This is a genomic window from Arthrobacter sp. 9E16, from assembly GCF_002929435.1.
Classification (GTDB): Bacteria; Actinomycetota; Actinomycetes; order Actinomycetales; family Micrococcaceae; genus Arthrobacter_B; species Arthrobacter_B sunyaminii.
The window spans coordinates 396,205-414,746 of sequence record NZ_PJIU01000002.1 but is presented as its reverse complement, the minus strand read 5'-3'; the positions used below and the strand labels follow the sequence as shown (position 1 = coordinate 414,746).

At 63.6% G+C, this 18,542-nt stretch carries 19 protein-coding genes; 13 read left to right on the top strand and 6 right to left on the bottom strand.

Translation table 11 applies throughout. The features are described from left to right. Window positions 1-42: 42 nt before the first annotated feature. Both CXR00_RS08670 and CXR00_RS08665 read right to left on the bottom strand, forming a co-directional pair. Window positions 43-1,659 (bottom strand): HNH endonuclease signature motif containing protein, encoded by a 1,617-nt coding sequence (locus CXR00_RS08670; protein ID WP_104054120.1) that lies wholly within the window; start codon window positions 1,657-1,659, stop codon window positions 43-45. Between the two features lie 286 nt (window positions 1,660-1,945). Then, a complete protein-coding gene (locus CXR00_RS08665; RefSeq protein WP_104054119.1) occupies window positions 1,946-3,427 on the bottom strand; it encodes an MFS transporter in 1,482 nt (493 codons plus the stop codon). 57 nt (window positions 3,428-3,484) lie between these two features. Here CXR00_RS08665 and CXR00_RS08660 point away from each other — a divergent pair, with 57 nt between their 5' ends. The 4 genes from CXR00_RS08660 to CXR00_RS08645 all read left to right on the top strand — a co-directional run bounded on the left by CXR00_RS08660 (window position 3,485) and on the right by CXR00_RS08645 (window position 6,350). Beyond that, window positions 3,485-4,081, top strand: coding sequence for a TetR family transcriptional regulator (locus CXR00_RS08660; RefSeq protein ID WP_104054118.1), 597 nt, complete (start codon window positions 3,485-3,487; stop codon window positions 4,079-4,081). A gap of 119 nt (window positions 4,082-4,200) precedes the next feature. Next, window positions 4,201-5,034 carry an SDR family NAD(P)-dependent oxidoreductase gene (locus CXR00_RS08655; protein WP_104054117.1) on the top strand — a complete coding sequence of 278 codons (834 nt, stop codon included), beginning with the start codon at window positions 4,201-4,203 and terminating at the stop codon, window positions 5,032-5,034. A gap of 89 nt (window positions 5,035-5,123) precedes the next feature. Continuing rightward, window positions 5,124-5,471: a UBP-type zinc finger domain-containing protein gene (locus tag CXR00_RS08650; RefSeq protein ID WP_104054116.1), complete on the top strand. Its 348-nt coding sequence runs from the start codon at window positions 5,124-5,126 to the stop codon at window positions 5,469-5,471. A gap of 90 nt (window positions 5,472-5,561) precedes the next feature. Next, entirely contained in the window at window positions 5,562-6,350 is a 789-nt protein-coding gene (locus tag CXR00_RS08645) for an SDR family oxidoreductase (RefSeq protein WP_104054115.1), read from the top strand. 21 nt (window positions 6,351-6,371) lie between these two features. On the opposite strand, the gene CXR00_RS08640 is transcribed toward CXR00_RS08645, so the two are convergent. Then, on the bottom strand, window positions 6,372-7,457 hold the full coding sequence (locus CXR00_RS08640) for a lysylphosphatidylglycerol synthase transmembrane domain-containing protein (protein ID WP_104054114.1): 1,086 nt from the start codon (window positions 7,455-7,457) through the stop codon (window positions 6,372-6,374). 179 nt (window positions 7,458-7,636) lie between these two features. Between CXR00_RS08640 and CXR00_RS08635 the strand changes: the two genes are divergently transcribed. The 5 genes from CXR00_RS08635 (at window position 7,637) to CXR00_RS08615 (ending at window position 10,950) form a co-directional block, all read left to right on the top strand. Next, on the top strand, window positions 7,637-8,782 hold the full coding sequence (locus CXR00_RS08635) for an ABC transporter permease (protein WP_104054113.1): 1,146 nt from the start codon (window positions 7,637-7,639) through the stop codon (window positions 8,780-8,782). Continuing rightward, window positions 8,779-9,474 (top strand): ABC transporter ATP-binding protein, encoded by a 696-nt coding sequence (locus CXR00_RS08630; protein ID WP_104054112.1) that lies wholly within the window; start codon window positions 8,779-8,781, stop codon window positions 9,472-9,474. The genes CXR00_RS08635 and CXR00_RS08630 overlap by 4 nt, the downstream gene beginning before the upstream one ends. A gap of 31 nt (window positions 9,475-9,505) precedes the next feature. After that, a complete protein-coding gene (locus CXR00_RS08625; protein WP_104054111.1) occupies window positions 9,506-10,111 on the top strand; it encodes a TetR/AcrR family transcriptional regulator in 606 nt (201 codons plus the stop codon). Next, a complete protein-coding gene (locus CXR00_RS08620) occupies window positions 10,108-10,554 on the top strand; it encodes a DUF3054 domain-containing protein (RefSeq protein WP_104054110.1) in 447 nt (148 codons plus the stop codon). The genes CXR00_RS08625 and CXR00_RS08620 overlap by 4 nt, the downstream gene beginning before the upstream one ends. A 114-nt stretch (window positions 10,555-10,668) precedes the next feature. Continuing rightward, entirely contained in the window at window positions 10,669-10,950 is a 282-nt protein-coding gene (locus tag CXR00_RS08615; RefSeq protein WP_104054109.1) for an Lrp/AsnC family transcriptional regulator, read from the top strand. 227 nt (window positions 10,951-11,177) lie between these two features. On the opposite strand, the gene trpD is transcribed toward CXR00_RS08615, so the two are convergent. Continuing rightward, window positions 11,178-12,224: an anthranilate phosphoribosyltransferase gene (trpD, locus tag CXR00_RS08610; RefSeq protein WP_104054108.1), complete on the bottom strand. Its 1,047-nt coding sequence runs from the start codon at window positions 12,222-12,224 to the stop codon at window positions 11,178-11,180. A 159-nt stretch (window positions 12,225-12,383) separates the two neighbouring features. On the opposite strand from trpD, the gene CXR00_RS08605 reads away from it, so the two are divergent. The 4 genes from CXR00_RS08605 to CXR00_RS08590 all read left to right on the top strand — a co-directional run bounded on the left by CXR00_RS08605 (window position 12,384) and on the right by CXR00_RS08590 (window position 16,702). Continuing rightward, complete coding sequence (locus CXR00_RS08605) at window positions 12,384-13,022, top strand: heme-copper oxidase subunit III (RefSeq protein ID WP_104054107.1); 639 nt, start codon at window positions 12,384-12,386, stop codon at window positions 13,020-13,022. Window positions 13,023-13,103: 81 nt separating this feature from the next. After that, window positions 13,104-13,895 (top strand): cytochrome c, encoded by a 792-nt coding sequence (locus CXR00_RS08600; RefSeq protein WP_104054106.1) that lies wholly within the window; start codon window positions 13,104-13,106, stop codon window positions 13,893-13,895. An 86-nt stretch (window positions 13,896-13,981) separates the two neighbouring features. Then, window positions 13,982-15,013: a ubiquinol-cytochrome c reductase iron-sulfur subunit gene (locus CXR00_RS08595; protein ID WP_104054105.1), complete on the top strand. Its 1,032-nt coding sequence runs from the start codon at window positions 13,982-13,984 to the stop codon at window positions 15,011-15,013. Window positions 15,014-15,016: 3 nt separating this feature from the next. Further along, a complete protein-coding gene (locus CXR00_RS08590) occupies window positions 15,017-16,702 on the top strand; it encodes a ubiquinol-cytochrome c reductase cytochrome b subunit (protein WP_104054104.1) in 1,686 nt (561 codons plus the stop codon). A 178-nt stretch (window positions 16,703-16,880) separates the two neighbouring features. Here CXR00_RS08590 and CXR00_RS08585 read toward each other — a convergent pair whose 3' ends face one another. Both CXR00_RS08585 and CXR00_RS08580 read right to left on the bottom strand, forming a co-directional pair. Continuing rightward, on the bottom strand, window positions 16,881-17,441 hold the full coding sequence (locus CXR00_RS08585; RefSeq protein WP_104054103.1) for a hypothetical protein: 561 nt from the start codon (window positions 17,439-17,441) through the stop codon (window positions 16,881-16,883). Window positions 17,442-17,548: 107 nt separating this feature from the next. Next, complete coding sequence (locus CXR00_RS08580) at window positions 17,549-18,322, bottom strand: GntR family transcriptional regulator (RefSeq protein WP_237686922.1); 774 nt, start codon at window positions 18,320-18,322, stop codon at window positions 17,549-17,551. Between the last annotated feature and the right edge of the window lie 220 nt (window positions 18,323-18,542).

The window sequence follows — 18,542 nt, the reverse complement described above, 5'->3', positions numbered from 1 at the left end:
TTTAGTCGGAAGCTAACCAGGTCTGGAAGGGTGTAACCAGGTCTAGAAGGGTGGCGGGTCGTCGCCGTAGTCCGCTGGGTCCGGGTCCGCGGCCGGTCCCTGAGACGACCGTCCGATTGCAGCGGGTCCCGCGGCTTCCCCACCTGGTCTCCCGTCTGGTCCGGCGCTTAGCCTCGTGCTCAGTCCTGCGGCCAGGATGAGGTGCGGATCGGTGCGGTAGGTCCGGCCGCCCGGGGAGGTCCACTCAATAATCCCGGGACTGTGTTGTCGTGCCTTCCAGAAACCCCGGGACTTGAACATGTGATGCCGCCGGCACAGGTGCTCCAGGTTGTCGTGATCGGTGGTCCCGCCGTGGGACCAGGGTTTGGTGTGATCAATTTCGGCGATGACGGCGTTGGTCCGGCATCCCGGGAACCGGCAGGTCCCGTCGCGGGCACGGAGCCAGCGCTGCATCCCGGCAGGTACTTTCCGCCGCCGCCCGACCCGCAGGATCTCCTCAGTATCCGGATGTCGTTCCACCGGAGTCCAGTGTGCTGCCTGCCGGGCCAAACGGCGGGCAGTTTCGGGGCTGATCGGCCCGTATCCGTGCAGTTCGGCAGGCTGTTCATCAGCACCGAACAGGGTCTCGGCGGTGATCAGGACCAGGATTTCGGTGCGGGCCCGGGCTCGGGCCCGGGCATGGTTGTCCTTGGTACCGCGGCCGCTGTCCCTGTCCCTGCAGTCCCGGCCATTGCTGTCCCGGCCACCGGCCTCCACACTGTGGGAGTCACCGCTGTCTCGGCCACCGCTATCTAATCCACCGGTATCGCTGGCGTCAGGATCACCGTCGAGCAGGTCAGCCAGAATGTCCGCCCGCAACTGATCCACTCCCCGCGGATCCCCCGCCCCCTGCTCACCCCGTGCCGCCGTGGTCAGCTGCGTATAAACCAGCTGCGCCCGGGCCGCGGGCAATAACGCCGATAGCCACGACATCCCGTCCTCCTCCGGCACCAAACACACCCGCCGCCGTTCAAAAGCACTCTTATGCCGGACCGGAATGGTCTCCGGATACCGGCCCTCCCGCAACCTCCTGGCCTTCACCCGGAACTGGGACGACGTCTGCCCCGCACCCGCGGCCTCCAGCAACACCGTTTCGAAGGCGGCCAGGTCGGGTTCGGGGATGTTCTGGGATTGGTCCAGCACCGTCTGCACATGCCCGTAACCCAGGCTCCCGTCCTCCAGCCGGGCCAGCGTTGCGGTATGGGTAGAACACAACCGTCCCGCCTCACTCATCAGCATCTTCGCGGTGTTCGTGGGCAGGTGCAGGATGGCTGCGGCTTCCTCCGCCGCCAGACTGAAGGTCAGGGCCGGATCCTCCCGGCCAACATCTTCGAGCAGGTCATCACGGAAGAGGGTTTCCATCCGGTGCAGCACTTTGGCTTGCTGGGCCTGGGCCCAGCGCACCACAGCATCCAACCGGGACAACACCACACTGGCTTCGTCCTGGGTCAGGGCCTCCGCACCCTGCAGGACCAACGAACCGGTAAGACCGTCGGTTCTGGGATCCCTCGGGGCACTGTCCGGCTCAGCGTTGTAAATCGACAGGCTCGGGCCGGCAGCCTGGCCGGCACCGACGGAATCACCGGTGTCACCGCGTCGAAAAGATCCGTTCTGATCCATGTCTTCAGGCTTTCACCTGCCACCGACATTTCTGTCCCGAAACAGCCCCAAAAGCACCCAAAACAGAGACTTTCGCGATCCCGAGATACCCGTCTTTTCGGAAGAAACTACTTGGGAAAGGGTGCGCTTACCTGCAGAGCAGCCGCCAGAGGATGCACCTCTGGGTCATTGAAGGGCTCGGTCCCAGCACAGCCAACCGAACCAACACAAAAGCGTGGACCACCCCCTGAATAACCAGGAGCCGGTCCACGCTTCGTGCCTGAGAGTCAGGAAGCTTCGAAACCCGTCAGCCCGCGTGAGCCACGGCAGGAACCTTCAGCAGGTCCTCCTTGGCCGGACGGATCATAAAGAAGCCAATCGGTGCGGCCAGAAGAATCGCCGCACCTGCCCACATGAATGCCGCCGAATATCCGCTGACCAAGGCACCGGCCTGGGCTCCGGGGAGCACCTCGTTGCTGCTGAGGTACGCCGTCATGGCGGCGGTATAGATAGCCGTGAACAGGGCCGTGCCAATGGAACCGCCAATCTGCTGCGTGGCGGAAACAGCGGCACTGGCAACGCCGGCGTCGTGCTCGTCAATCCCGGCGAGCGCAACGTTCTGCAGCGGAACAAAAATCATCGCCAGGCCGAAGCCGAGAAGAATCAGCCCGGGCAGGACCTCCAGGGCGTAGTTCCCCTCCACAGTAATGAAGGACAACCAGAAGAGGCCGACAGCTCCAACCACAGGCCCTACCGTCATCGGCAGGCGGACACCCGTACGGGGCAGGAACTTGGACAGCACGCCTGCACCAGCAGTGATGGCGAGCGTCATCGGAAGCGACGCCAGGCCGGACTTCAGCGGTGAATAACCCAGGACAATCTGGAAGTAGAAGACGAGGAAGAGAATTCCGCCCAACAGGGCAGCGCCGGTCAGCGCCGAAATCAGGAAAGCACCGCCGCGGACCCGGTTGGCCAGCACACGCAGGGGAAGCAGCGGGTTGGATACCTTGGATTCCACAAATACGAAGGCAGCGAGAACGACGGCGCCGGCTGCCAGGAACCCGATGGTTTCCACCCGCGCCCAACCGTTTTCAGCCTGGGCGAAACCGTAGACCAGCGAGGCGAGTCCGGCAACGACGAGGATGGCGCCGGGAAGGTCGTAGCGCGTGTTGCCGTGGGCCTTGCTCTCACGGATCAAAGGCAGACCGGCAGCCATGGCGACGACGGCGATGGGCACGTTCACGAGCAGGCACCAGGTCCAGGACGCGTACTGCGTCAGGACGCCGCCAAGCAGCAGGCCGATGGCTGCACCGCCGCCGCCAATCGCGCCGTACACGGCGAAGGCTTTGATACGGTCCTTGCCCGACGGGAACGTGATGGTCAGAATTGCCAGCGATGCCGGTGCCAGGAGTGCAGCAAACGCACCCTGCAGGCCACGGGCGGCAAGCAGCATTTCAGTACTGGAAGCAAAGCCGCCCAGCGCTGAGGCAAGGGCAAACCCAAACATGCCCACCATGAAGGTGCGCTTGCGGCCCCAGTAGTCCGCGATGCGTCCGCCAAGAAGCAGCAGGGACCCGAAGGCCAGGGCGTAAATGGTGACAACCCAGGTCCGGTCGCCGTCGGACATGCCGAGATCCAACTGGGCGTCCGGCAGGGCGATGTTGACGATTGTCCCGTCAAGGACCACCATCAGCTGGGCCAGGGCGAGAACAGACAAGAGGAGCCAGCGGTGCGGATGCGCCGAGTGGTCAACGGCCGGAGGCGATCCGGCGGGGGTGGTGCGGTCCATGTACGGGAAATCCTCATTCAAAACGAACTGGTTGGTTGGCTTAGCTAGACTACAGGCATGAGAAGCGACGGCGAAGCAACACGGGCCAGAATCATGGCTGCAGCACGCACTGAGTTTGCCCGGTATGGACTGGCCGGCGCACGTGTGGACCGGATAGCCGCGGAGGCCAAAGCCAGCAAGGAGCGCCTCTATGCCTACTTCGGCGACAAACGCTCGCTCTTTGCCGCTGTGCTGAAGGACAACCTGCAGGAAACTACGGATCAGGTTTCGAGGGACGCCACAGACTTGCCGGGGTTCGTCGGCGCGATGTTTGACCACGCCGTGGAAGAACCCGAGCACCTGCGTATGCTGGACTGGGCACGGCTTGAAGAGGAGCCCAATCTGCTCCCGCCGACACCGTGCGGCCGACCAGGCCCCCGCAACGAAGACATCGTCAGCGCCCAGAAACAAGGCCTCATCGATCCGGCCTGGGACCCGGACGAGTTAATGGTTTTGCTCTTCTCCCTGGCCACGGCGTGGGCACAGTCACCTGAAACCCTCTTCACGGGAAAGCCGGAAGGGTCCGGCAAATCACGGGACCGGCGCCGAAAAGCTGCCGTTGCCGCGGCCCGCCGCCTCCTGGAGCCAACGCCGCAGACCCAACAGAGGCACTGACCGCGAACGGGTGACACCAGCTACCGCAATACGGCGCCTTGGTTCATTGGCTCATCCCCCGTGCATTGCCATACTGGGAAAGTCTTCGCACGATTCCTCCTCTGCCGAAAGGCCACCCTGTGCCAGAGCGAACCATCGTCATCACCGGGGCAAGCGACGGCATCGGTGCCGCAGCAGCCCGCAGCCTGCACAGCTTAGGCAACCGGGTCGTCGTCGTCGGCCGGTCGCCGGAGAAGACCGCCGCCGTAGCCCGGGATCTGGGCGGCGCCGACTATTACTTGGCGGATTTCTCCCGGCTCGACGACGTTCGCGCCTTGGCTGCCACACTGCTGGAGCGCTATCCGCGCATCGACGTCCTCGCCAATAATGCCGGCGGCATCATGGGTCGGCGTGAAGAAACCGAGGACGGCCATGAAAAGACACTGCAGGTGAATCATCTGGCCCCGTTCCTGCTCACCAATCTGCTGCTGGACCGGCTGACGGAATCACAGGCAACCGTCGTCAACACGTCCAGCGCGGCCAACAGCATCTTCGCCCGTTTCGATATCAACGATCTGGAGTCCCGCCGAAACTACACGCCCAACCGCGCGTACGGAAACGCGAAGCTGGCCAACATCCTGTTCACCAGGGAACTGGATGACCGGTACCGTGCCCGGGGCATTTCAACCGCGGCCTTTCATCCCGGCGCGGTGGCAACATCTTTCGCCGCTGAATCCACCACAATGATGCGCCTGGTGTACCGGACGGTCCTCAACCGATTCCTGATTTCCCCCGAGCAGGGCGCAGAAACGCTGGTGTGGCTGGCCACTGCGGACCCGGGACAGGACTGGCAGCCCGGCAAGTATTACTACAAGTGCAAAATCTCCACCGCCAATAAGGACGCTTACGACGCAGCCCTGTCCGCCCGGCTGTGGGCAGAAAGCGCCCGGATGGTGGGACTGCCGGACGACTGACGGGCCGTGGCGGGGGCTGGCCTCTGTTACCCGCGCACCGGCTTGGCTACCGTTGGAGAACGGGGGTGGCCGCCGAGGAGTGAGCACCTATGTACGACTCATCCGGCATCAACGTTTCAGTGCCGCCGTCCGGGCCGGGCTGCGTGGAATGCAGTGCGGACGGGGGCTGGTGGTTCCACCTGCGCCGGTGTGCCGAATGCGGCCATATCGGCTGCTGCGACAACTCTCCGGGACAGCATGCCACCGGCCACGAGCAGTCAACCGGCCATCCGGTGATCCGCAGCTATGAACCCGGTGAAGACTGGTTCTGGGATTACCGGGCCAGTTCCGTCTTTGCGGGCCCGGAGCTCGCGCCGCCGCTAAGCCATCCGCTGAGCCAGAGCGTGCCCGGGCCCGCTGAAAAAGTTCCACCCGGCTGGCAGAGTGAACTGCACTAGTCAGCGCCGCCCGCTGACCTGGGTTTCAGGCGATTGGTGCACAAATCACGTCAGTCAAAACCGCACGTGCCGCTGGCGTAATCTGGAGTCATGGCACGCACATACATAGTCACTGGATCAGGATCGGGAATCGGCGCCGCTACAGCCGAACTGCTGCGCGAACGCGGCAACACCGTTGTGGGAGTGGATCTTCGCGGTGCTGAGGTCGAAGCGGACCTGAGCACTGCCGAAGGCCGCCGCACAGCGGTTGACAAGGCTGTGGAGCTCGCCGGCGGCAAGGTGGATGCAGTCATTGCCTGTGCAGGCATCTCTGCACCCGCGCCCATCACGGTTGCCGTCAACTTTTTCGGAGTTACCGAATTCCTCGAAATGCTGGCCCCCACGCTGGCCAAGAGCGATGCGCCGCGGGCGGCCGTCGTCAGTTCCATGGCGTCGCTCCAGCCCAACTCCCCCGAGCTCGTTGACGCAATGCTGGCAGGCGACGAGGCCCGCGCGCTGGAAATCGGTGCCGCCCTCGCCGAGCAGGGTCCCCGCGTTGGATACCTCAACTACCCCTCCTCCAAGCGGGCACTCAGCCGCTGGGTTCGCCGCGCAAGCGTCACCGACACCTGGGCCGGCGCCGGCATCCCCCTGAACGCCGTAGCCCCGGGCACCGTACTCTCGGCAATGACCAAGGAACTGCTGTCCACCCCCGAGGGACGCGAAATGGTGGACTCCTCAGTCCCCATGCCGCTGAACGGGCATTCCGATCCCATTGTCATTGCACGCCTGCTCGCCTGGCTGACCAGCGAAGAGAACACGCACACCACGGGTCAGACCATTTACACCGACGGCGGCGCAGACGCCACGCTGCGCGGAGACGACATCTGGGGCGCATAGCAGGTACCCCCTGACCGGCTGTTACTTCTGTCGGACAACCGTCGAAGCAGCCCCGGAACTCTTGTTCCGGGGCTGCTTTTGCTTGCGGCGCAGGATGCCCAGCCGCAGGGACAGGTACGCAAGGCCCCCCGCAGGGATCGGCAGCCAGAACTGCACCAGCCGCCAGGACAGCACTCCCAGGACGGCAGCATGGTCCGGCGCGCCAAAGGCCACGAGCATGGGCACCAGCACTCCCTCCACCAACCCGAGGCCGCCCGGGGTGAGCGGCGCCAGGGCCACCAGGTTGGCGAGCGAATAGGCCAGCAGCAGTTCTGCGGGATGAAGGACGTGCCCGTAGGCGGCGAGGAAAACCCAGAGGCACGCAGCGTCGAGCACATAACGCAGCGCGGCGAGGACCACCGCTGCCGCGAACCTGCGCGGGTCCCCGCGGAACATCTGAACCTCGGCAGCGATCGTCCGCACAAACTGCTCGGCTGAGGCGGGAGAAATCACCCTGATGGTTCGGGCCGCACTGCTTGCGATGCGGACAGCTCCGTCCAAATGCCGGTCCAGCACCGTGAGCACGGCCACGGATAACACCAGCAGCACCAGGACCACGGCCCCGGCAGTACTGAGATAGCGTCCTGCCGCAGAAGTGCTGTGAACCGTCAGCAGTCCCGCACTGAACAGACCGGCCAGCACCAGATTGGCTCCAACCACCTGGACGGTCGCGGCGCTCAGCGCGTTTTCTGACTGCACTCCGCACCGGGTAAGCAGGCGGAAGCGGGCGGCCGCCGACGTCGTCCCGCCGCCGGGAACGGTGTGGTTGACGGCCAGGTCTGCGAGATCGATGCGGAACAGGGTGAAGAATCCCGGACGCTCCTCTCCCGGCAGTACCTCGCGGGTGAGCCAGCTGTAGCTGGCCAGTGATCCCGTCTCCAGGAGTACGGCGAGAAGAACAAGGATGACCGGCAATCCCAGGACGGCGGAAACAATATTCCCTGATCCAGCCAGCTGCGGCAGGACGATGTATTCGACTACCAGCACGACAGCCAGTACAGCGGCCGCCCACCTCAACAGCCGTGAATGCGCCAAACGGTGCCAGGCCTGGTGCAGGTGCTGGGGCATCCTTCAAGAACAGCAGAAGGACGGCGTCCAGGCCAGAGCGGAGGGGGACGCGCCCCCTGAGAAGTTCCATCACAAGAGAGCCGGGCCAAAACTTGCCCTCCGCAGCAATTTTCTGACACGATGTTGGCATGATGCTGACACGGTGTTGGCATATGTATCCACAACCCACGGAGATTCCCATGTTTTTAGCGCTGCGTGAACTGCGCTTCGCCAGGGCCCGGTTTGGCCTGATGGGCGGCGTCATTGCCCTCATCGCCATCCTGATGGTCCTGCTGTCCGGCCTGTCCTCCGGTCTCGTCAATGACGGCGTCTCCGGGCTCAAGTCCATGCCCGCCACAGCTTTCGCTTTCAATGAAGGCACCAAGACCGACAACGCGTTCTCGCGAAGCGTCGTCGACGAGTCCCAGGCCGAAGCATGGCGCAGCCAGCCCGGCATTGCGGATGTCACACTGATGGGTGCTTCCATGATGAACGGCACCACCGGTGACGGCACCCAGGTTGACCTTTCCCTCTTCGGTGTCGATTCCGATGCCTTCCTCGCGCCGGAAATCGGTGAGGGACGCGCGGTGTCCGCGCCGAACGAGATTGTTGTCTCCCCTACGGGAGCAGATGAAGGGCTGGAGCTGGGCTCCGTTGTCACCCTGGAGCGGATCGGCACGGAGCTGACCGTGGTTGGCTACACAGCCGATCAGGCCACCTTCGGGCACGTGACCGTTGCCTACCTTCCCCTGAGCACCTGGCAGTACATTGCCGGCGGCGATGCGGCCCCCGGGGCACCCTCGGAGGCTGACACCGCCGATACGTCATTCAACACGGCCAGCACCGTGGCGCTGCTCGCCGAGGACGGTGCCGATATTGACTTCGCTGCAGGTGACGAAGCTGCCGGAACCGTCACGTCCACGCTGAAGGAATCCTTCAACGCGTCCCCCGGCTACAGTGCAGAAACCCTGACCCTGCAGATGATCCAGGTTTTCCTGTACGCCATCTGCGCACTCGTTGTCGGAGCCTTCTTCACCGTGTGGACCGTCCAGCGGAAGCACGAACTGGCCGTCCTGCGTGCCATCGGCGCCTCAACCGGCTACCTGCTGCGCGACGGTCTGGCCCAAGCTGCCATCGTCCTGGTTGGCTTCACCGCCGCCGGCGTTCTGCTTGGCCTCGGCATGGGTGCCGGGTTGTCCGGCACTGCCATGCCGTTCGCCCTGGAAGCCGGCCCCATTGGCCTCGCCACGGCTCTGACCATCCTGCTGGGACTGATCGGCGCCGCCGCCGCCATCATTCGAATTTCCCGGGTTGACCCCCTGGCTGCTCTGGGAGGACAGCGATGAATACAACGACCGAACCAACCACGGACACCGCCCTGGGGCTGGTGATCGAGGGAGCCAGCCTGGCCCTCGGCGACGGTGACGCCACCGTACAGGCCCTGGATAACGTCTCCCTCACGGTTCGCCCGGGCGAGCTTGTCGCCGTCGTCGGACCCTCCGGAGCCGGCAAGTCGAGCCTTCTCGCCGCGGCCGGAGCTCTCACCAGCCCCGACGCCGGAACCATTTCCATCAACGGAACAGACCTCGCAACGCTGAACAGTGCTGCCCGCGCCCGCTTCCGGCTGCGTAACATCGGCTTTGTCTTTCAGTCCGGGAACCTGATTCCGGCACTGACGGCCGGTGAGCAGCTGGAACTGGTGCACCGGATGGCGTTCGGCAAGAAGAGCTTCGACCCGCGGGAGCTGCTCGCAGCAGTTGGAATGGACCACAAACTCAAGAGCCGGCCCGACCAGCTCTCCGGCGGTGAACGCCAGCGCGTGGGAATTGCCCGGGCCCTCGTGACCCGTCCGCCGCTGCTGCTGGTGGACGAACCCACGGCTGCCCTGGACCGGCGCCGCAGCCAGGAGGTCGTGGCGCTGCTGGCCCGCGAAACCGCTGAGCGCGGCGTTGCTACAGTTATGGTGACGCACGATCATGACGTTCTCCATCACTGCCACCGCGTGGTGGAGATGGTTGACGGACGGCTCATCAGCTAGATATCAAACACAGCAAGTAACAGGAGGGCATGTGCCCCGCATAACCGCCCCCACAGTCGCAGAACACCGTGCGGCCCAGCAACGGGCGCTTCTTGATGCGGCACGCACTCTGCTGGCACGAACGGGTGAGGCTCCCAGCATGGCCGATGTGGCCGCGCTGGCGGGCCTCGCCCGCCCCAGTGCCTACCAGTACTACAAGTCCAGGCAGGACCTCCTGCATGCACTTGTCCTGGATGTCTTTCCCCGCTGGGCACAGCGGGTGGAAGAAGCCATGCGTGCCCAGCCCGAACCGGCCGACCGCATTCTCGCCTACGTCCTGACCAATATTGCCCTGGTTGCCGAAGGCGAGCATGCCGTGGGCAATGCACTGGCCGCCGTGGCGCCCAGTGAGGAACTAAACACCCAAAGCGCCATCATGCATTCACAACTTCTGGATCCGCTGGTCGGCACGCTCCGCGAGCTGGGCGCCGAGGACCCGGCGGCCACGGCGGAACTGATCAACGGCATTGTTCACACAGCCACCAAGCAGCTGGAGTCAGGCACACCGCAGCAGGCCGTGAATGCACGCGTCACCGAGCTCCTGGAACCCTACGTCCGGCAGCACCGCAGCGAAGATGCCGGAGAGCAGCAGCCATGAATGACCCCCGCACCGGGACCAACACCGCCTCCCCCGGCACCTCTGCCGCTGAGTCCCCGTCCCGCACCGGCCGCAGCACCGGCCGCAGCAGCAGGACAGTGATTCTGGCCCTCGACGTCGTACTCATCATCCTGTTCGCGGCGCTGGGACGGGACACCCACGAGCACGGGCTGGATCCAGCCGGCATCCTCGTCACCGCCTCTCCGTTCCTGGCAGCCTGCCTGGCCGGCTGGGTACTCCTGGCCCGCTGGAACTCCCCGGCGTCGCTGTGGCCGGCAGGTGTCGCCCTGTGGCTCATCACCGTGGTTGCCGGACTCGGTGTGCGGGCGCTTTTCGGCGGCGGCGTCGCCCTGAGCTTCGCCGTCGTGACACTGTGCGTCCTCGGCGCCTTCCTGCTGATTCCGCGCGCGGCCGCGCATCTGTGGGCCCGTAGGAAGCGCTGACCCGCTGCTTCTTCCTGCAGCAAGCGCCGGTGCTTCCGATAGGCTCGCAGTAGTGCGGCCTCCAGCACCGAAGCATCAGCCTCCACCCCAGCCAGCATTTTCGAAAGGCTCACCATGATCACCGCTTTTGTCCTCATCCAGACTGACTCCGCCCGCATCCCCGAGTGTGCCGAGGAGATCTCGGAGATCGAAGGCATCAGTGAGGTCTACTCAGTCACCGGCGAATGGGACCTCATCGCCATCGCCCGGGTACGCCGTCACGAGGATCTCGCCGACGCGATCGCCAACCGGCTCTCCAAGGTCAACGGCGTCATCGGCACAACCACCCAGATCGCTTTCCGCGCGTACTCCAAGCACGATTTGGACGCCGCTTTTTCCCTGGGATTCGATAGCTGACATCGCCTGATTCCGCGTTGCATATCACAAAATAGCGGCAGGCGGAACACGATTTCATAACAATTCATAAGGCCCTTACCTCCCCCGGCCAGGGTGGGTAAGGGCCTTTCTCGGATGATGTCGGGCACCATATCTGTCGTTATGGGGGCAGATTTCGGACGCGAAAACCGACGCACCCGGCGGGACCAAAACGGCTGAATAGAAACCAGGTTTTTCTTCCCCCGGTACTACTGGGTGACCTCAATCCAACGGTCAAGAGCCGCCTGGGCAGCACCGGAGTCGATCGCCTTTTCTGCACGGCGGATCCCCTCCGCCAAACGTTCCGGCAGGCCCGCGTCCGCCTGCGGGTCCAGTGCAACCAGCGCGGCACCGGCGTTGAGGACAACGGCGTCACGGACCGGCCCCTTGTCACCGGCCAGCACGCTGCGCACCACTGCGGCGTTCACGGTAGCATCCCCGCCCCGCAGATCGTCCAGGGTCGCCCGGGGGATCCCGAGGTCCAGGGGATCCACCGTTGACACCTCTACGGCCCCGTTACGGACCTCCCAGACGGTGGAGGCGCCCGTCGTCGTCATTTCATCCAGGCCGTCATCCCCGCGGAAGACGAGGGCGCGAACTCCGCGGGCCGCCAGGACTCCCGCCATCAGGGGTGCCAGCCGAGCATCGGCCACCCCGATCGCGGAAGCGGCGGGGCGGGACGGGTTGGTGAGCGGTCCCATGAAGTTGAAGGCAGTGGACACACCCATTTCCCGCCTCGGCACAGCTGCGTGCCGCATGGACGGATGGAAGACCTGAGCGAAACAAAAGGTGATGCCGGCCGTGGCCGCTGCCTCCGCCACCCGGTCTACGGGAAGGTCCAGGCGCACCCCGAGTGCCTCTATGACGTCAGCGGATCCCGACGACGACGACGCTGCCCGGTTGCCGTGCTTGACCACTTTCGCTCCAGCCCCGGCGCAGACGAGGGCGGCCATGGAGGAGATATTCACTGTGTTGTGCCGGTCGCCTCCCGTGCCCACGATGTCCAGGGTCTCCCCCGGAATATCGATGGGACGGGAGTTCTCCAGCATGGCCTCAACCAGGCCGGTCAGTTCCTGAACCGTCTCCCCCTTGGACCGCAGGGCCACCAGGAAGCCTGCCATCTGGGCGTCCGAGGCTTCGCCGGCCATGATGGAATTCATTGCCCATCGCGTCTGCTCAGTGCGCAGATCCTGACGCAAAATCAGGGCGTTGATGAGCGTCGGCCAGGTGTGTTCGGAGCTCGGATTCGTAGTCACATCCCCTAGGTTATCTACGAATCGTAGAAAAAGCGGATTTGTTTCTGACGAGCCACTTCCGCGCCGTTACTGGGATCCGCGGGGTTTCGGCACTATTTTGACGCGCCGACCGTCTATATCTGTTGGAGAACTGGAGAGTTTTACGTCCATAATGTCTATGTGACAACAGCGACCCATGCCCCCAGTACCCCGGCTCACCCCACGCTGAACCGCCCCAATATGGTTTCCGTCGGAACCGTAGTGTGGCTGGCCAGCGAACTGATGTTTTTCGCCGCTCTCTTCGCCATGTATTTCACCCTTCGCTCCACTTCGAGCGATCTGTGGGCCATGGAGACCGAGAAGCTCAACGTTCCGTTTGCGTTGGCGAACACGGTGATCCTTGTTCTTAGTTCCGTTACCTGCCAGTTCGGCGTCTTTGCCGCAGAACGTCTTCAGCCGCGCCGCACGGGAGGACTCTTCCAAGTTTCCCGCTGGGGCATGGTCGAGTGGTTCCTCCTCACCTTCCTCATGGGTGCAGTCTTCGTGTCCGTCCAGGCTTACGAATACGCGATGCTCGTTACCGAAGGGGTGTCGATCTCCTCGAACTCCTACGGTTCCTCGTTCTACCTGACCACGGGCTTCCACGGCCTCCACGTCGCCGGTGGACTCATTGCGTTCCTGTTCATCATCGGACGTGCCTACGCAGCGAAGCGTTTTGGACACTTTGAAGCCACCTCCGCGATCGTGACCTCGTACTACTGGCACTTCGTGGACGTAGTCTGGATTGCCCTGTTCGTCATCATCTACTTCCTCAAGTAACACCTGCTTGAGTCGGCAATTACCAAAGAAATCCACAGTGGCACCAGCACACCAAAGACCACACAAGTTAGGAACCACCAAGTGAAGGCACTATCGCAAAGGCGACGTCATCCCCTAGCAGCAGTTGCGCTGCTGCTGCTGGGACTCCTCGTTACGGGTGGGCTCTACGCAGCTGTCAGCGGGGCCAATGAGGCCCAGGCTGCCAGCACCGCCTACACGGCCGATGACGAAGACCAGGGCGAGAAGCTCTTCATCGCCAACTGCGCCACCTGCCACGGCATGGACGCATCGGGATCCGCCAACGGTCCCTCGCTCATCGGCGTGGGAGCCGCATCCGTCGACTTCCAGGTCGGCACCGGCCGTATGCCCATGGCCATGCAGGGCCCGCAGGCACAGCAGAAGCCCGTTCAGTTCACTGAAGAACAGACCAGCCAGCTTGCCGCTTACGTAGCAAGCCTCGGTGCCGGTCCTGCCGTGCCGGACGCTGAAACCGTCGACGCAGCCGGCGGCAACGCTGCCGAGGGCGGCGAGCTGTTCCGCGTCAACTGCGCCATGTGCCACAACGCAGCAGGCGCCGGCGGTGCCCTGACGCAGGGCAAGTTCGCTCCCTCCCTGGAGGGCGTCTCGGAGAAGCACATCTACGAGGCCATGGTCACAGGCCCGCAGAACATGCCCGTCTTCAACGACGCCAACGTCTCCCCCGAGGACAAGCAGAGCATCATCGCCTTCCTGAAGAACATCGAAGCCAACGGCTCCCCGGGCGGTGCCGAACTCGGCTCGCTGGGTCCGGTTTCCGAAGGCCTGTTCATCTGGACGGCCGGCCTCGGCCTCGTCATTGCTTTCACCATTTGGTTGACCTCCCGGTCTTCCTAGACATCACCCGCGCTCACCCCCCGGGGTGACATCACAGTTACACATAGGTCTATAAATGCAGTTTCAAGAGAAGGATGAGGGGGATCATGGGCGACCATAGTCACGGCAGTCCGAACACCTCGGGCACCGTCGCTACGGCTGGCCAGGACGGCGAAGAGAAGTTCCGGAATCCCGGTCTTCCTCCGCACCGTCCTCGCCTGGCCGATACGAATCCCCAGGCTGAGAAGCGCGCCGAAAAGCAGGTGGCGGCACTGTTCGTCATCTCCATCATCGGTACGCTCGTGTTTTTCATCGGGTACTTCGGCATCAAGCTCGAAGGCGGCCACACCATTGCCGACATCCGGGTGCAGAACCTGCTCCTGGGGCTGGGTACCGCCTTCGCCATGCTGGGTATCGGCGTCGGTATTGTGCACTGGGCTAAGACGCTCATGCCGGACCACGAAGTCACCGAGGAACGGCATGAAATCCGTCCCGAGGAAGACCGTGTTATTGCCGAGAAGATGGTGGGCGACATCATCGAGGAGACGGGCATCAAGCGCCGTCCGCTGATCCGCAACACGCTTCTGGGCGCAATGGTCCTGGCACCGCTTCCGGCCATCGCGGTCTTCCGCGACCTCGGCCCGCTGCCCGGAGACACCCTGCGGCACACGATGTGGGCCGACGGCGTGCACCTGACGCGCGATCCCAGCGGAACCCGGATCAAGGCTTCGGACGTAACTCTGGGTTCGGCCTTCCACGTCATTCCCGAGGGCCTGAACGAATCTGAGCACAAGCTGGAGGAAAAGGCCAAGGCTGTTGTCCTGCTCATGCGCCTGGACCCGGAATCGCTCAACCCCTCCCCCGGACGCGAAGACTGGAACGTGGACGGCATTGTCGCCTACTCCAAGATCTGCACCCACGTTGGCTGCCCGGTGGCGCTGTACGAACAGCACACCCACCACCTGCTGTGCCCCTGCCACCAGTCCACCTTTGACCTCACGCAGGAATGCAAGGTCATTTTCGGACCGGCCGTTCACCCGCTTCCGCAGCTGCCCATCGCAGTCGATGAAGACGGTTACCTGATCGCCACCAGCGATTTCCATGAACCCGTTGGACCGAGCTACTGGGAGCGTGGCTAAACCATGAGTGTTCCCTCCGCTACCCCCTATGAGCCCAAGACCCGTCTTGGCCGCGTCACCAACTTCGTCGACTCCCGCGTCAGCGGTTCGGCCATGGTCAAGGAGTTCGGCCGCAAGGTCTTCCCGGATCACTGGTCCTTCATGTTCGGTGAAGTTGCGCTGTACTGCTTCGTCATCCTGCTGCTCTCGGGCACCTTCCTGACGTTCTTCTTCGACCCGTCCATGGCCGAAACGCACTACCACGGAAGCTATGTTCCGCTGCAGGGCGTTGAGATGTCCGTGGCCTACGAGTCCTCGCTGAATATCTCCTTTGATATCCGCGGCGGCCTCTTCATGCGCCAGGTGCACCACTGGTCGGCACTGCTCTTCGTAGCCGCCGTCTCCGTGCACATGCTCCGTGTGTTCTTCACCGGCGCTTTCCGCAAGCCCCGCGAGCTGAACTGGGTGGTGGGCGGCGTCCTGCTGATCCTCTCCCTGGCTGCAGGCTTCACCGGTTACTCCCTCCCCGATGACCTGCTGTCCGGCAACGGCCTGCGCATCATCGACGGCGTCATCAAGTCGGTGCCGGTGGTTGGCACGTACATCAGCTTCTTCCTCTTCGGAGGGGAGTTCCCGGGTACCGACATCATCGGCCGCCTGTACATGCTGCATATCCTGCTGGTTCCCGCCCTGATCCTGCTGATGATCGCCATCCACCTGTTCATGGTTGTCATCCACAAGCACACTCAGTTCCGCGGCCCCGGCCGTACTAACATGAACGTAGTGGGCTACCCGGTTGGTCCGGTTTACGCTGCAAAGGCCGGTGGATTCTTCTTCATCGTCTTCGGCATCATCGCCATCATCGCCGGCCTGTTCACGATCAACCCGATCTGGAACTACGGCCCCTACGATCCCTCCCCCGTTTCCGCCGGTACCCAGCCTGACTGGTACATCGGCTGGGTTGACGGCGCACTGCGCCTGATGCCGGGCTGGATTGGGAACATCCCGATGGAGTGGAACATTCCGTTCCCGTGGGGCACCAACACGCTGTCCTTCAACGTTCTGTTCCCGGCACTGGTACCGGCCGGCATCGTGTTCACGCTGCTGTTCACCTGGCCGTGGATCGAAGCCTGGCTGACCAAGGACAAGCGCGTCCACAACCTGCTGGACCGTCCGCGCAACGCTCCGTTCCGCACCGGCGTCGGCGTTGCCGGCATCATCTTCTACTGCACCATGTGGGCTGCCGCCAGCTCCGACCTCATCGCCACGCACTTCCACGTGTCGTTGAACGATGTGACGTACTGGCTGCGCTTCCTGGTGATCTTCGGACCGCTGATCGGTTTCGCCGTGGCTCGACGCATCGCCCTGGCGCTGCAGCGCAAGGACCGCGAGATCGTTCTCCACGGTGTGGAAAGCGGACGCATTGTCCGTCTGCCGCACGGTGAATACATCGAGGTTCACGAACCTGTGGACGAGTTCAAGCGCTACAAGCTCGTTGACTTTGACTCCCCCGAAGCGATTCCGGCCCAGCCGGACGCCCGCGGCAAGGTCTCGGGCAAGGAGAAACTGCGCGGCCGCCTGTCAAGGTTCTTCTTCGAAGACCGCGTTGCTCCGGTGACGCCTCGCGAGCTCGAGGATGCGCACCATCACGAATCGCCCGCTGAAGTTGAAGCGGCTGAGGAAGACCAGAATTCCATCACGAATCGGTAGTCCTGAGCACTGATACCAAGTACGGCTAAAGGAGCCGGCCAGCAATTGCTGGCCGGCTCCTTTTGGCTTGTGGCCCCGGCTATTGCCCGGTTACCGCTGCAAAAGCTTGAGGGGTGGTTCCCGGCATCTGCCGGAAACCACCCCTCAAGATTGTCTGTCTTTAATCCAGCGTAAGTTGTTAGTCCAGAGTGAACGGGCTCTTTGCCGGAAGCGGGTGCCTGCGCTTGAACGCAGACGGTTCGGCAACCGGGGCGGAACCGATCCCCAGCTTGGTGAAGTCCAGATTGGCGTCCCGAAGCACCACCAGCATGCCCTTGACCGCCTTGGGCACGTCCGGGACGAGACAGAATATGTTCAGTTTTCCGGCAGTGAACTCGCTCTCCTCCACCGTGCCCAGTCCACGCCAGGAAAAGTAGGACGCCAGTGCGGTCCGGGCCTTGTACTCGAGATACCGGTCGCGTTCCGTGCCCTCGGCGGACTTGAGCGCGTATTGTGCAACAACCCAGAACTGTTCCTCAGCGGGAATTTCCGCATAGCCCAGTTCGGCTGACTTAGCTGCAAAGGCGGCGAACTTCGCGTCGGCAGCGGCTTCGTCGACTCCGGCAGTGGCGCTGCCTGATCCCATGAATCCAACCTTGCCCTGGTTGAGCATGAACTCCTGGGAATCCTCGTCATACATCGCTTCGCGGAAGTGCAGAACCCCCTTGTTGTCGCGCCGGTACATCACGGTGATGCTCATGTAGGTAGCCTTTCTGGCTGGTGTTGGTCATTGGGGTTCCGGCCCGCCGCCCTCTGCGACTGGTCGCGGAGGGTAGGAACAGGAACAGGAACCCGGTTACAGGGCCCTCAGGAGCCTTGGTGCCGGTGCGGATGGTAGGAGCGGGGCGTACGCATTCCAGGCCGCTGCAGGGGCACCCAGAGCTTGTAGCGGTCAGCGCGGTAGTAGGAGACTGAATAGTCCACCATGGTCCGGGACACGTAGGCATGGCGCTGGATCTTCAGCAGGGGCGCGCCGAGCTCAACATTGAGCAGCCGCGCGGTGGAAGCCGAAGCTGCAGTCGCTTCGATGGTGTCCTCTCCCCACTCCATCACCATTCCGTAGCGTTCACTCAGCACCCGGTAGAGGGAGGTGGGCGGCTCCTCGTCAAGCATTCCCGGAACATGGACAGCCGGGATGAAGTTCTCATCAACACTCATGGGCTCGCCGTCGGCGAGTAGCTGCCGGCGGAAGCGGACAACCGGCTGGCCCGGATCGATCTGGAGCTCACGCGCCACCAGACGGGATGCGCCCACCTGCTCGAAGCTGAGGACACGCGCGTCGGGAACCATGCCGCGGCGGGCCATCTCCTCGCTGTAGGACGTGAGCTTAACCTGCAGGTCCAGCTTGGGGCGGGCAACAAAGGTGCCAAGACCAACCACCCGCTCCAGAACCTCATCCGCCACCAGAGCATCGATGGCCTGCCGCACCGTCATCCGGGCCACACCAAAGTGGTCTGCAAGCAAACGCTCTGACGGAATCGCTGCACCCGCCGTCGCCTGCTCTTCCACAAAACGCCGCAGGATGCTCTGCAGCTGCAGATGCTTGGCCACGCCTGTTCCGGCGTCGATAGTCTCCTGCATTCCGCGCAGGGCCTGCTCCGTCATCTTTGCCCGGTCCCGGAGTCCGTTCTGACGCGCATGCGGTCCCTTCCCTTCGTGCTGGTGCTCCTCCAAGAATAGCCGGATCCCCGGGCCTTCGTGTCCCGGGCCGGACTCCGCCCGGCACCCCGAGCACCGCCGCCCGGGCGCACGACAAAGGGCCCGCAGTTTCCTGCGGACCCTTTGTACCTAGTTCTATGCA